The organism is Pedobacter aquatilis, from assembly GCF_030409415.1.
Lineage (GTDB): Bacteria > Bacteroidota > Bacteroidia > Sphingobacteriales > Sphingobacteriaceae > Pedobacter > Pedobacter aquatilis.
This window is the reverse complement of the sequence record NZ_JAUFPW010000029.1, coordinates 65,886-78,036: the sequence shown is the minus strand read 5'-3', so window position 1 is coordinate 78,036 and position 12,151 is coordinate 65,886. Positions and strand designations below refer to the sequence as shown.

14 protein-coding genes are annotated in these 12,151 nt (G+C 36.2%); 3 read left to right on the top strand and 11 right to left on the bottom strand.

The window, feature by feature from the left end:
* Positions 1 to 4 precede the first annotated feature (4 nt).
* Complete coding sequence (locus QWY86_RS12250) at positions 5 to 1,204, top strand: DUF1501 domain-containing protein (RefSeq protein WP_290242535.1); 1,200 nt, start codon at positions 5 to 7, stop codon at positions 1,202 to 1,204.
* Between the two features lie 253 nt (positions 1,205 to 1,457).
* Here the strand turns inward: QWY86_RS12250 and QWY86_RS12245 are convergent, their stop codons facing one another.
* A complete protein-coding gene (locus QWY86_RS12245) occupies positions 1,458 to 1,811 on the bottom strand; it encodes a hypothetical protein (protein WP_290242533.1) in 354 nt (117 codons plus the stop codon).
* 167 nt (positions 1,812 to 1,978) lie between these two features.
* Between QWY86_RS12245 and QWY86_RS12240 the strand changes: the two genes are divergently transcribed.
* Entirely contained in the window at positions 1,979 to 2,347 is a 369-nt protein-coding gene (locus QWY86_RS12240) for a YccF domain-containing protein (RefSeq protein WP_290242531.1), read from the top strand.
* Between the two features lie 127 nt (positions 2,348 to 2,474).
* Here QWY86_RS12240 and QWY86_RS12235 read toward each other — a convergent pair whose 3' ends face one another.
* Positions 2,475 to 3,449, bottom strand: a complete 975-nt coding sequence (locus QWY86_RS12235; protein WP_290242529.1) for an App1 family protein phosphatidate phosphatase — start codon at positions 3,447 to 3,449, stop codon at positions 2,475 to 2,477.
* A 59-nt stretch (positions 3,450 to 3,508) separates the two neighbouring features.
* Here QWY86_RS12235 and QWY86_RS12230 point away from each other — a divergent pair, with 59 nt between their 5' ends.
* Entirely contained in the window at positions 3,509 to 4,363 is an 855-nt protein-coding gene (locus QWY86_RS12230) for a diacylglycerol/lipid kinase family protein (RefSeq protein ID WP_290242526.1), read from the top strand.
* A 48-nt stretch (positions 4,364 to 4,411) separates the two neighbouring features.
* Here QWY86_RS12230 and QWY86_RS12225 read toward each other — a convergent pair whose 3' ends face one another.
* The 9 genes from QWY86_RS12225 to QWY86_RS12185 all read right to left on the bottom strand — a co-directional run bounded on the left by QWY86_RS12225 (position 4,412) and on the right by QWY86_RS12185 (position 12,096).
* A complete protein-coding gene (locus QWY86_RS12225) occupies positions 4,412 to 4,801 on the bottom strand; it encodes a hypothetical protein (RefSeq protein ID WP_290242524.1) in 390 nt (129 codons plus the stop codon).
* Complete coding sequence (locus QWY86_RS12220) at positions 4,801 to 5,454, bottom strand: energy transducer TonB (RefSeq protein WP_290242522.1); 654 nt, start codon at positions 5,452 to 5,454, stop codon at positions 4,801 to 4,803. Before QWY86_RS12220 ends, QWY86_RS12225 begins: the two co-directional genes overlap by 1 nt.
* Positions 5,455 to 5,734: 280 nt before the next feature.
* Positions 5,735 to 6,427: a peptidoglycan DD-metalloendopeptidase family protein gene (locus tag QWY86_RS12215; RefSeq protein WP_290242520.1), complete on the bottom strand. Its 693-nt coding sequence runs from the start codon at positions 6,425 to 6,427 to the stop codon at positions 5,735 to 5,737.
* A gap of 7 nt (positions 6,428 to 6,434) precedes the next feature.
* Positions 6,435 to 6,812 carry a 30S ribosome-binding factor RbfA gene (gene rbfA / locus QWY86_RS12210; RefSeq protein ID WP_290242517.1) on the bottom strand — a complete coding sequence of 126 codons (378 nt, stop codon included), beginning with the start codon at positions 6,810 to 6,812 and terminating at the stop codon, positions 6,435 to 6,437.
* Between the two features lie 89 nt (positions 6,813 to 6,901).
* Positions 6,902 to 8,092: a GTPase HflX gene (gene hflX, locus QWY86_RS12205; RefSeq protein WP_290242515.1), complete on the bottom strand. Its 1,191-nt coding sequence runs from the start codon at positions 8,090 to 8,092 to the stop codon at positions 6,902 to 6,904.
* A gap of 248 nt (positions 8,093 to 8,340) precedes the next feature.
* Positions 8,341 to 9,123: an indole-3-glycerol phosphate synthase TrpC gene (trpC, locus tag QWY86_RS12200; protein WP_290242512.1), complete on the bottom strand. Its 783-nt coding sequence runs from the start codon at positions 9,121 to 9,123 to the stop codon at positions 8,341 to 8,343.
* A gap of 78 nt (positions 9,124 to 9,201) precedes the next feature.
* Positions 9,202 to 9,804 carry an anthranilate synthase component II gene (locus tag QWY86_RS12195; RefSeq protein WP_290242510.1) on the bottom strand — a complete coding sequence of 201 codons (603 nt, stop codon included), beginning with the start codon at positions 9,802 to 9,804 and terminating at the stop codon, positions 9,202 to 9,204.
* 111 nt (positions 9,805 to 9,915) lie between these two features.
* Entirely contained in the window at positions 9,916 to 11,313 is a 1,398-nt protein-coding gene (locus tag QWY86_RS12190; protein ID WP_290242508.1) for an anthranilate synthase component I family protein, read from the bottom strand.
* Positions 11,314 to 11,622: 309 nt separating this feature from the next.
* Positions 11,623 to 12,096, bottom strand: coding sequence for a cytochrome B (locus QWY86_RS12185; protein WP_290242506.1), 474 nt, complete (start codon positions 12,094 to 12,096; stop codon positions 11,623 to 11,625).
* Positions 12,097 to 12,151: the final 55 nt, after the last annotated feature.

The following is a 12,151-nucleotide window of genomic DNA, read 5'->3' as shown; positions in this document are numbered from 1 at the left end:
AGATATGAACAGGAGAAATTTTTTAAGAAATTCTGGTTTTGTTGCCGCAGGTTCGCTTTTTGTGCCGGCTTTTATGAAACCGCTTGAAGCAATGGCGCTGGATGAATTAAGTTTGTACAAGAACCTCGTAGTAGTACAGCTTTCTGGTGGAAATGATGGTTTAAATACCGTTGTACCTTTTGGAAATGATGTTTACTATCAAAAGCGGAAAAGCATTGCTATTAAACCTGAAGATGTAATTAAGCTTAATGACATGCAGGGTTTAAACCCAAACATGGCAGCGTTGCAAGAAATTCACGACCAGGGCTGGATGACGATTATCAACGATGTTGGCTATCCAAATCCAGATCGTTCGCATTTCCGTTCAATGGATATTTGGCAAACCGGAAGCGACAGCAATCAATTCTTATCTACCGGATGGATTGGAAGATACCTGGACAGCAATTGCCAAACTTGCAAATTTCCTTACACGGCCATTGAAGTTGATGATTCACTTTCACTGGCAATGAAAGGCATGACTAAAAAGGGAATTGCTTTAAAAGACCCTGCTGCCTTATTTCGCAACACAAACGACCCTTTTTTTAAAGCCATGTTGCAAAACGATAAGGAGCATTTAGATGAGGATAATTTAGGTTACTTGTACAAAACCATGATTGAAACATCTTCGTCGGCCAGTTACATTCAAAACACTTCAAAGGTTTATAAAAACACCGCAACTTATCCGCAATCTGGTTTTGCAAATCAGCTAAAAACGGTTTCCAAATTTATTTCTTCAGGATTAAAAACCAGGGTTTATTATGTTTCTTTGAGTGGATTTGATACACATGTAAATCAACTAAATCAACAAGGAAACTTACTAAAGCAATATAGCGAAGGCATGGCTGCATTTCTGAAAGATTTAAAAAATAATAACAAATTAGATGATACATTAGTTGTTACTTTCTCTGAATTTGGCCGTCGCGTTGAGCAAAATGCAAGTAATGGAACCGACCACGGCACTGCAAATAATATGTTCATTTTTGGTGGCCGGTTAAAAAAACAAGGAATTTTTAATAGCGCTCCAAATCTTGGCGATTTAGATACCGGAGATTTAAAATACCAGTTAGATTTCCGTCAGGTTTATGGTACTATTTTAGATAAATGGCTGGATGTAAACAATGCAGATATTTTAAATAAAAAGTTTAACACTTTGGATTTTATATAGAATATTCATTGGTTAAAATCGTCATTGCGAGGCACGAAGCAATCTCAAGCGTATCAGATTGCTTCGTGCCTCGCAATGACGAAAAACATGTAGATTTTAGATTTTGGAAAGCAAAAACTGTGGTTAATCGGTTGCAGCAGCCCTGCTATACATTACAACGCCAACAATAGAAAAAATTGTTGGCGTTTTCATTGCTATCAGGTTTATTTAACTTAAGTAAAACGAAGAAACAATGTACTTAAAAGCCAAATCGTTATTTCCTTTTCATTAGATAAACAGGTCTGCTCGAATCTTTTCCAGCTTGCTCTGAATACACCCGAAAAAGCTCATAGCCGTAGTTTTTGAATTTGTTTAAAAAATCGATAGTTGAATTAAATTCCATACGCTTGCCAGAATCATCTTTTACAACCACGCTGTTATAATCTTGAACAACCTGACCATATTCTATTGAGATTAGGGTTTTATCTGAAAATGGCCTACCAGAACCTTTAATTTCAATAAAATCAGCATGAATTTCACTTAGTCGAACGCCATTAACAGTTTGGGCCTTTGCACCGGGTAGCGCAAAGCAGGCGACAGCTGTCGCCAGGAGGATAATTTTTTTCATAATAAGGTTTCATTTTGTGTGTATCCTAAAATAAAGAAATTATGTTGCGCTGTTTCATGCCATCTGTAACAAAATTGTATTTGTATTATCTTAAAATAACCAATGACGGAATTGGAAAGTATGCTGCCGAAAAAAATGCAGTCTAAATAAATAAAAACTAATATACAATGAATTTTATAGGCAATATTATCTGGATTATTTTCGGCGGTATCTTCATCTTTTTCGAATATATTATTGGTGGATTAATATTGTGCTTAACGATTGTGGGCATTCCATTTGGCATTCAATGCTTCAAATTTGCAATAGTTGGCTTGGCGCCCTTTGGCATAAAAATTACCGATACTTCTTCAAATACAGGTTGCTTATCAACCATTATGAATTTAATCTGGATATTTTGCGGTGGCTTTTGGATAGCACTAACACACTTGTTCTTCGGTATTTTGCTTTGCATTACCATTGTTGGCATTCCGTTCGGGCGGCAGCATTTTAAGTTAATGAACTTAGCTTTTACGCCTTTCGGTAAATCGATTTCTTAACGAATTGCTTATTGCCAAATGCGATGAATCTAATTAATTAGCCCCGATTATATTGAAGCCATTTTTCATGGCGAAAAGGAAAGCGGGACTATCGCAAGCGATTAACACTGCAGTTGCGCTCCAAAGTCTATTTTATTAACCCTATCTTTTTAGAGTGTTCAATCGCTTCTGAACTGCTATTGAAAAGGCAAGTCTGAATTTGATATGGGACCAGTTTGGCAAGCAAAGTCAAGGTTTCAGTTTCCTTTTCCGGCCTGATATTACGAATGTATATCGCCTTGATATTCTCTGGATATTTCTCGGCAATTGAAGTATAAATTGTTGGATCTTGCTGAGAGTTATCGCCAAAAAACACAAATTTTTGATTTGGGAAGGCATCCAGAATGCGCATGACCCTCAGTAGTTTACCTTCATGCCCGGTTTTGCCTGTACGCACCAAATCTTTCCATCTTTTTAAAGTATTAAGCAAGAAAGCACCGTTGGGTAATTTATTAAATCTGAATGTTTCTGATAAATAATCGTACAAATTCCATTCACTACTGCTCACATAGAAAAAAGGATTTGGCTGCTCACTTCTTGTATGCGATAAAGCCAGTTGCTGGTAATGACTCGCTGCGTCGGGAAAAGTTTTTCTGGTGCGAGGATTTTTAATAAAAAGCTCCCGCAACCGCCTGCCAATAGTTGCCGAATGAGAAACCATTACGGTATCATCAACATCAGAAATAAATGCATATTGCGTGATGTGCGGCACATAAACTTTACCCTCACCACTACAGATAACGGCATTATCATCGCCCAAGGCTTCAACTTTTACATAATGCCAACCAGCATCAATATCCCTGGTAGCTTTCCACTCGAACTTAAAAAAACCATCGGCTTCTGTTTTATTATAAATGGTTTGATCGAAAAATTGAAGTCGAATTTTAACAAATGGATAGGGCTTTAAAATGAAAAGTTTAAGCAGATGAGCAATGTTAACAAATAAGTTATTGCTGTAAATCTGGTTGCTTTTTGCCTTGCGTTTAAAAACATGCCCATATACCACTAAATTTTGCGTATGACCATAGCCATGATATATTTTTACACTCGCCGATTTATTCATCTATTTTAAAACAGACTTTACGTTTAGTTGTTTTAATGCAGCACAATAAGCTGGCATTCATGAAATTATTATTCATTATTAACCCTGGTTCAGGTAGTCACGATATCGACTTAAAAGAAGTTATTTCGGTCTATTTTAAAGGAAAAAATACAGATATTGATTTATTTGAACTGCCTGAAGATTGTTCAATAGATAAAATAAAATCAAAAATTAAGCAATCAGAAGCAGATAAAGTTATTGCTGTTGGAGGCGATGGTACATTAAAACTAGTTGCCGAATGCCTGCTGAATTCTGATACGCCTATTGGAATTATTCCGGCGGGCTCGGCGAACGGAATGGCTAAAGAATTGGGGATTCCAACAGAAATTGAGGAAGCTTTGCAAGTTGTAGAAAATGGGGAAGCAAAGAAAATCCACGTTATTAAATTGAATAATGAAATCTGCATCCACTTATCTGATTTAGGTTTTAATGCTTATCTGGTAAAAAGATTTGATAGTTTGCAGGAACGCGGAATGTGGGGGTATGCAAAAGCAACCTGGCATGCGCTATGGAATCACAAAAGGATGGATGTAGAGCTTGAGCTAAAAGGCGAAAAAGTAAAATCTAAAGCTGCAATGGTGGCTATTGCCAATGCAACTATGTACGGAACAGGACTTAAAATTAATCCCGATGGTAAACTGGATGATGAACTGTTCGAGATAATTGTTGTAAAAGATTATTCGTATTTAGAAATCTTAAAAATATGGTTTACCAAACTTCCGTTTAATCCAAAAAAAATAGAAGTATTTCAAACCTCAAATGTCAAAATATCATCAAAGCATAAAGCGCATTTTCAGGTTGATGGGGAATACATTGGAAAAGTAAATGCTGTTGAAGCTTCAATTTTACCTGCAGCAATTTCTGTAATTGTTTAGAATTTTCATCAGGCTTAATCTGGCTTAAGCAGTTTAAATTGTATTAACCTAAAATTCCTCCCGATGAATTTTAATCGTAAAGTAAAGTCTAAAAAATTCTGCGATAAAGCAGAGTTTAAAAAAGACATCAAACCAAAGTTCTTTAAGGTTTAATAACTCTGGCAAAAGTGTAACAAATCCTATTGAAAAAACCCAGATTACAAGCCGTATCGGGAATTGAATGTAATAAGCGATAAAACCAAACTTACGATACATAGTTAACCCAATGGCAGAAACAAACAGCAACAGGAACATCGGTAAGGTTAATATAACCCTAATTTGAGATAGAGTTTCTTCAGGAATTTCGTTGAAATGTGTAATAATTTGCCAAAAAGGTTGGGCCAATAAACAAATACTAATAATATCTAAAAGAGCAAAAATTCTAACCGTTAAACGCATTATTTGCAATATTTTGTGAGATAACCATCTGCTTTATCGCTGCCTAGATTTTTAACCATTGTAAAATCTTCACAAGCACCCTGTTTATCTCCTTGTTTTATTTTCTTTAACCCTGTAGTTATTAACGAATCGAAATAGTCATCATCTATGCCCAACTGAGATTTTATCGCCAAAATCTGACTTTCTTGTCCAGGTTTGGCCGCATCTCTATTTTTATAAAAATTAATAACTGCATTAGTTAATCCCTCCTCAGCTAAATAAGCATTAATAGAAGCCTTTATTTCGTTACTCGATTTCCTTTCGCAACCATAGCCAGATAACTTAAAGTTTACAGGAACGACAACAGAAACCGTTGTATCATAACCTTTTGGAACTTGCCATTTTCCGCTACTTAAACGAACCAACCTCAGGGCTTCATTATCCAATTCTGAGATGATACCTTTTGTAATTTTTGAAGAATAAACTTTACCGTTTTGATCCAATTTGAAGCTGATGCTCACACTGCCTTGTATACAATTTTGTTTGGAGAAAGCTGGGTAAATGGTATTGTTTTTTAAGAAAGTGGCAAAACCCGAAGGCCCGCTTTTAAACTGTACCTGAGCCGAGGCAAAGATATTGCTGAACAGAAAACATAGAATAATCAACTTCTTCATCAATCTAATTTACGTAAAAAAGCTAAAAGACTAAAAAGCTTACTCATGAAGATATTTTAAGCCACCTAAAAACAATAACATCAAATATTTGAAATAAACTATTTACGTTTAATTAAGCCTTCCGAATGCAGCTCCGTTTCACTTAGATCGGCCTAACAAATTTTTCGGGAAGCAGTATCAACCCCTTATTACTGACTTTAATAGAAAAATTTTAAGCCGACAGTTTTGTTTCTTTCGCTGCCAAAAGAAAAGAGCCCGTCTGGCCAAGACAAAATAAAATTTAATCTATTATTAAGCTACACTTCAAAATCAAATTCGGATTTGGGCAATTAGCCAGATATTTTTCACGTTCAGAAAACTTGCACACACCTGGATAATCGCCCTTTAAACCGTTCATATTTTCTATAATTTGAAAATGTAAATGTGGTGGCCAGAAACCGTTCTCTTCTTTAATGCCTAAAGTTGCAAAAGCTTTTCCTTTCGGGATAATTTGTCCTTCCTCTAAACCATGTAACGAAGCCAGACTTAAATGCCCATACAAAACATGAAACTCAAAGCCATCGATTTGATAAGTTAAGATTATTGTAGCGCCATAATCGCCGAAATTATTATTGTTGGCAAAGCTGTGCACCCTTGCATCATAAAAATTATAAATCGGGGTAAAAGCTGGCGCCCATATATCTACACCTAAGTGCAATCGCCTGGGTTCTTCACCCGCATCAAAATGTACGCTTCTGGTGTAAATCGTTCTATGTTCATCATAACCACCAATGCCATATGTTGCATTCTTATCTTTAAGCTGTTGATTTATCCAGTCTGAAAACAAATCCGTATCAGCTAAAATTTCACCTGTTAGTGATGTATTTGCTGCAGTAAAATCGAGCGGTAAAAGCGCATCAGTTTCCTTGTTGAAATCAATTACTTTTCCTATTGCAGATTTATTGGCTAAAATAACTTCTTCGAAAGTTTGCATTAGAAAACTATTCAGTTTCTTCGTCTGGTTGCCTTGGTTCTTTTGCTATCTTATCGAAAAGATGATCCATTCGCTCAACATATTCGTTTGTATCATCAACAAAGAAAGTAAGTTCTGGCACAACCCTAACCTGATGGCGGATTCTTGAACCCAATTTATACCTGATTTCGCCGGCATGGGCATTAACCGTATTGATTGAAAGTGTTGTGTTATTGGTATTAAAAAAGCTTAAATAAACTTTTGCAACGGCCAAATCTGGCGAAACGCGAACTCGCGTAATGGTTACCAATGTATTTGGCAAAAATGCAGCACCCTCACGCTGAAAAACCTGTGCTAACTCTACTTGTAGCACTCCTGCAAATTTTTGCTGACGTTTACTTTCCATAATGTTTTTATCTATCGTCATTGCGAGGTACGAAGCAATCTAATTTGTTAAAAGATTGCTTCGTACCTCTCAATGAAAGTTTAATTAATCTAATATAACAAATTACTATCGTAAGGATATCTTGCAACATGCGCTGCTTTTACCTTATCGTATAATAATGTTTTAAACTCTTCTATGTTTTCTTTTTCAGTTGCCGAAATAAACAAAACCGGAATTTTATCATGGCTCATCCAGCTACGTTTAAATTCATCAAGCGTTAATTTTCCATCGTCATCTTCATCATCAACTTCTGGAGAAACATAGGCATCAATTTTATTAAAAACCAAAATCATGTCTTTATCAATTGCACCGATATCTTTCAAAGTTTCATTAACGGTATTAATTTGGTCTTCAAAGTTTGGATGCGAAACATCAACCACATGAACCAGTAAATCGGCTTCACGAACTTCATCTAAAGTAGATTTAAAACATTCTACCAAATGGTGAGGAAGTTTACGGATAAAACCAACCGTATCTGATAAAAGAAAAGGAAGATTTTCAATAACTACTTTTCTAACCGTCGTATCAAGTGTAGCGAAAAGCTTATTTTCTGCAAATACTTCCGATTTCGAAAGCATATTCATGATGGTTGATTTACCAACGTTGGTATAACCTACAAGTGCTACACGAATTAACTGACCGCGATTTTTACGCTGCGTTTCATTTTGTTTATCAATGTTTCTTAAACGTTCTTTCAGTAAAGAGATTTTAGTTAAAATAATCCTTCTATCACTCTCAATCTGCGTTTCACCCGGACCTCGCATACCAATACCCCCTTTTTGACGCTCTAAGTGCGTCCACATACCCGTTAAACGGGGCAGCACGTATTGTAATTGTGCCAATTCTACCTGCGTTTTAGCCTGTGCAGTTTGCGCTCTGTTGGCAAAAATATCTAAGATTAAATTACTTCTATCTAAAACCTTTACCCCTAATTCCCTATCAATATTACGCAATTGCGATGGCGATAATTCATCATCAAAAACCACTGTATCAATCTCTTCTGATTTTACATACGCCTTAATTTCCTCAAGCTTACCCGTACCAACAAAAGTAGCACGCTCTGGCTTCAGCATTTTTTGCGTAAAAACTTTCTCTACTTTCCCACCGGCAGTATCAACCAAAAAAGCAAGCTCATCCAAATATTCCTTCGTTTGCTCTTCTTTTTCGCCAGGTGTAACCACCCCAACTAAAATGACCCGTTCCTGCTTTATCGCAGTATCATAAAATTTCTGTTTTCCCATTAATGTAGCAAAGATACAAAATTTGCAAAAGTTGATTTCAATTAGAAACCACGTAGTTGTAATAAAAGTTTTTAAAGCGTTCGAAAGTGAAACTCGAATGTAAAAGACCAGCCGTCATTGCGATGCAAAGTTTGTTCCGATACTTTGGGGAAGCAATCTATGGGGCGAGATTGCTTCGTAACTCGCAATGACGAATAAACTGAAAAAATTCCGTGGTTTCTGTGTTTCCATGGCAAAACATTACGCACTTATATCTGCGCCACAAAATCTTTAATCGCCAAACCCGGATTATCGGTTTTCATAAAATTTTCACCAATTAAAAACCCATTAAAACCTGCGCTTTTAAGCTCCTTTATCGTTTCCGGATTGCTGATTGCACTTTCCGAAATTTTCATAAACTCATTCGGGATTTTATTCACCAAATCAAAAGAGGTTTGAATGCTCACCGTAAAATCTGCTAAATTTCTATTATTAACACCAATCGCATCTAAATTCGGACAAATACTTCTCTCCAACTCTGCTAAATCATGAACCTCTAATAACACATTCAAACCAAGGTTTTGAGCAAATTTGCCATAATCACTAATTTGTTGCGGCGTTAAAATGGCAGCAATTAAAAGAATAATATCTGCACCCCAAGCCTTCGCTTCCAGAATCTGGTATTCATCAATTATAAAATCCTTCCTTAAAACAGGAATATTATTAGCTGCCCTTGCGGCCAGAATATCATCGGTTTTACCGCCAAAAAAATCTATATCTGTTAAAACAGAAAGTGCAGATGCACCAGCATCGTTATACGCTTTCGTAACTTCTGCAACATCAGAAATTCCGTTAATTAAGCCTTTAGATGGTGAACGACGCTTAAATTCTGCAATGATTCCATTTCTGTCATCTGCTAAAAGAAATTCTTTGAAAGAATATGGCTTTCTGTTAAAGTAAGTTGAACTTTCTAAATCAGCAATTGAAACCAATTGCTTGGCATCTGCTACTTCTTCTTTTTTACGTAAAACAATTTTATCTAAAATATTCATTTTTATAAGCTGTCGTCATTGCGAGGTACGAAGCAATCTATTAATGAGATTGCTTCGTACCTCGCAATGACGTATTTTTTAATTCGTCAACCAATTCTCCATCATCTGTTTACCGTACTCTGTCAGCACACTTTCCGGATGAAACTGCACACCTCGAACATCAAGTGTTTCATGTCTTAAAGCCATAATTTCACTTTTATGGTCTCTAGCGGTAATTTTTAAACAGTCAGGAAAGTTCTCTTTACTAACTACCCAACTGTGGTATCTACCTACATTAATGGTTTGCGGGCACTCCCAAAACAACGATTCATCGCCATCTACAACAGTTACCGGAGTTGCAATACCATGCATAGGTCGGCCTAAGTTTAAAAGTGTACCACCAAAAACTTCGGCAATGGCCTGCTGCCCCAAACATACTCCAAAAATGCTTTTCGTTGGTGCATAGGTTTTAATCACATCAAGTAATAAACCCGCTTCCTCAGGTATTCCTGGGCCTGGTGATAAAAGAATTTTATCGTATTTTTCTACATCAGCGAGCTCAAATTTATCATTACGCCACACTTCTGCTTCGTAGCCAACCTCATTAATTAAATGCACTAGGTTATAGGTGAAACTATCGTAATTATCAATTACCAGAACCACCCCCTTGCCCCCTGAAGGGGAAATATTATTGCTATTCATTTCTTCAATTTATAAAATACGAATTAGTATATATAGTTAATTACCTCAGGCTATCCATATTGATAACACTTTCATTATTTGGATAAAGCCCCCCTTTAGGGGTTGAGGGTTTTAAATATCCCTTGCCATTTCAACCGCTTTTCTAAGCGCAGCAATTTTATTGTTTACCTCCTGCATTTCGGTTTCAGGCACCGAATCGGCAACTATGCCTGCACCTGCACGATAATGCAATTCGTTATTTTTGCTCATAAAGGTCCTAATCATAATGGCATGGTTAAAATCTTCATTAAAGCCCATAAAACCGATTGCCCCTGCATAGAAATTTCTTCCTAACTTTTCGTTTTCATCAATTAACTGCATGGCCTTATATTTGGGTGCACCACTTAGCGTTCCGGCTGGATACGTATCGGCAACAACCTTAAAGGCACTTACGTTTTCTTGTAAATGGCCGCTAACTTTACTTACCAGGTGAATTAAATGAGAATAATATTGTACTTCTTTAAACGATTTTACCTCAACTCTGTTGCAATGCCTGCTCAAATCGTTTCGGGCTAAATCAACCAGCATTACATGCTCTGCACTTTCTTTCGGGTCTTGTTCAAGCTTTCTGGCTTGTTCTGCATCTTCCTCATCATTTCCACTACGTTTAAAAGTGCCCGCAATTGGGAAAATATTAGCTGCATTATTTTTTATGGTGATTTGTGCCTCTGGCGATGAACCAAAAAGCTTGAAATCGCCATAATCAAAGTAAAACAGATACGGCGATGGGTTGATAGAACGCAAGCAACGGTAAACATTGAACTCATCGCCAGTAAAAGCTTGTTTAAATGCTCTGGATGGTACAATCTGGAAAACATCTCCACGATAAATATGCTTTTGAAGCTTTTCTACCAGTTCAATAAAGCCTTGGTCGGTAAGGTTTGATTTCTCTTCACCTTTAGTTTGAAATTTATACTCAGGATAATTTTTATTCTGAATTAAATATTCCATTTTTTCCAAACCACTTTCTTCCTCTCCTTCAAATGAATTTCTAAACAAAGTGATTTCATTTTTAAAATGGTCGATTGCAATAATGTAGCGATACAAATGGTACTGCATTTCAGGAATTTCCTCACCATCGGGGGTTTCAGAACTGAATTTAATATCCTCGAAATGCTGTACGGCGTTCCAGGTAAAATAGCCAAATAAACCGCTGGTAATAAATTTAATTTCCGGAATCTCGGTTTCCTTAAATTTATCCTTAAAGGCTGTAATTTCTTCTGTTAAGTTTTTAGTTTCTTTAAATTCTACCGTTCCGTCAGGAAAATAAGTTTCCAATCGACTGCCTTTTAAAATAATTCCGGCAACTGGCTCAGCACAAACAAAACTCATCGAATTTTCACGACTGTGGTAATCAGAACTTTCTAATAAAATGCTGTTAGGGTAAACATCGCGAAGGCGAAGATAAATACTTACCGGGGTAGTGGTATCAGCAAGCATTTTTTTGTATTGTGTATTTATTTTAAACATTTAATTATCTGTTGTCGTCATTGCAAGGCACGAAGCAATCTTTCGATTGGGAAACAATCTGCTTTAATTTAGATTGCTTCGTACCTCGCAATGACGGAGTTTTATTTACAAATAAAAAGCCCGGCGTGTGGTTCTACGCCGGGCTTTAATGGTTCTTTTTAAGATTTAGGATGATTGAATATTTTCATCATACGCAGCCGGCGCAATTCTGTTTTGAATTACCTTGCCAAAGCCATGTATGTGTATTTTTAATCATGTACAGCAAAAATATAAAGAATTTTGAAAAATGGAAATATTTATAAAAATAGTTTAAACAACTCCGATTTTAATAAGCATACCCGAAATACCGAAAAACGATCTTCCTGGAACGCTTTTAGTCATCATAAATATAGAACCTATAATTATAAGTAACGCCAAACCGAAAAATACAGCAATTGTACGATGCTTGGCAACTGCTTCTACAACTTTTTTAGATTTTGCATTACCAACTGTAATTAAAATTATCGCTACAATCATCATACTGATGTGTTCCATTTTAAAATAACGAACCGCAGGTGCGCCTTTGCTGCTCATGGCATACCATCCTTCGGAAAAGTAAAGAATTAAGCCTATTAACAACTGCATGTGTGCGCTAATTAAGGTAAATACATTTAGTTTTCTGTCTCCTTCGGTATACGATTTATTACCGAACCAACCAGATAAAGCTTTAATAACAGCAACAATTAATAAAGTTAAAACTACATAGCGCCAGCCTGAATGGGCATTTTTTAAGATTTCGTTCATGATTGTGATTTTATAACCCTCAAAAATAGCTATTAATTGTAAAAAATAGGTTAAT

What these genes read in the sequence shown, in the direction of transcription:
- QWY86_RS12250 (WP_290242535.1), top strand. Translation starts at nt 5, where the DNA reads ATGAACAGGAGAAATTTTTTAAGAAATTCTGGTTTTGTTGCCGCAGGT.
- QWY86_RS12245 (WP_290242533.1), bottom strand. Translation starts at nt 1,811, where the DNA reads ATGAAAAAAATTATCCTCCTGGCGACAGCTGTCGCCTGCTTTGCGCTA.
- QWY86_RS12240 (WP_290242531.1), top strand. Translation starts at nt 1,979, where the DNA reads ATGAATTTTATAGGCAATATTATCTGGATTATTTTCGGCGGTATCTTC.
- QWY86_RS12235 (WP_290242529.1), bottom strand. Translation starts at nt 3,449, where the DNA reads ATGAATAAATCGGCGAGTGTAAAAATATATCATGGCTATGGTCATACG.
- QWY86_RS12230 (WP_290242526.1), top strand. Translation starts at nt 3,509, where the DNA reads ATGAAATTATTATTCATTATTAACCCTGGTTCAGGTAGTCACGATATC.
- QWY86_RS12225 (WP_290242524.1), bottom strand. Translation starts at nt 4,801, where the DNA reads ATGCGTTTAACGGTTAGAATTTTTGCTCTTTTAGATATTATTAGTATT.
- QWY86_RS12220 (WP_290242522.1), bottom strand. Translation starts at nt 5,454, where the DNA reads ATGAAGAAGTTGATTATTCTATGTTTTCTGTTCAGCAATATCTTTGCC.
- QWY86_RS12215 (WP_290242520.1), bottom strand. Translation starts at nt 6,427, where the DNA reads ATGCAAACTTTCGAAGAAGTTATTTTAGCCAATAAATCTGCAATAGGA.
- rbfA (WP_290242517.1), bottom strand. Translation starts at nt 6,812, where the DNA reads ATGGAAAGTAAACGTCAGCAAAAATTTGCAGGAGTGCTACAAGTAGAG.
- hflX (WP_290242515.1), bottom strand. Translation starts at nt 8,092, where the DNA reads ATGGGAAAACAGAAATTTTATGATACTGCGATAAAGCAGGAACGGGTC.
- trpC (WP_290242512.1), bottom strand. Translation starts at nt 9,123, where the DNA reads ATGAATATTTTAGATAAAATTGTTTTACGTAAAAAAGAAGAAGTAGCA.
- QWY86_RS12195 (WP_290242510.1), bottom strand. Translation starts at nt 9,804, where the DNA reads ATGAATAGCAATAATATTTCCCCTTCAGGGGGCAAGGGGGTGGTTCTG.
- QWY86_RS12190 (WP_290242508.1), bottom strand. Translation starts at nt 11,313, where the DNA reads ATGTTTAAAATAAATACACAATACAAAAAAATGCTTGCTGATACCACT.
- QWY86_RS12185 (WP_290242506.1), bottom strand. Translation starts at nt 12,096, where the DNA reads ATGAACGAAATCTTAAAAAATGCCCATTCAGGCTGGCGCTATGTAGTT.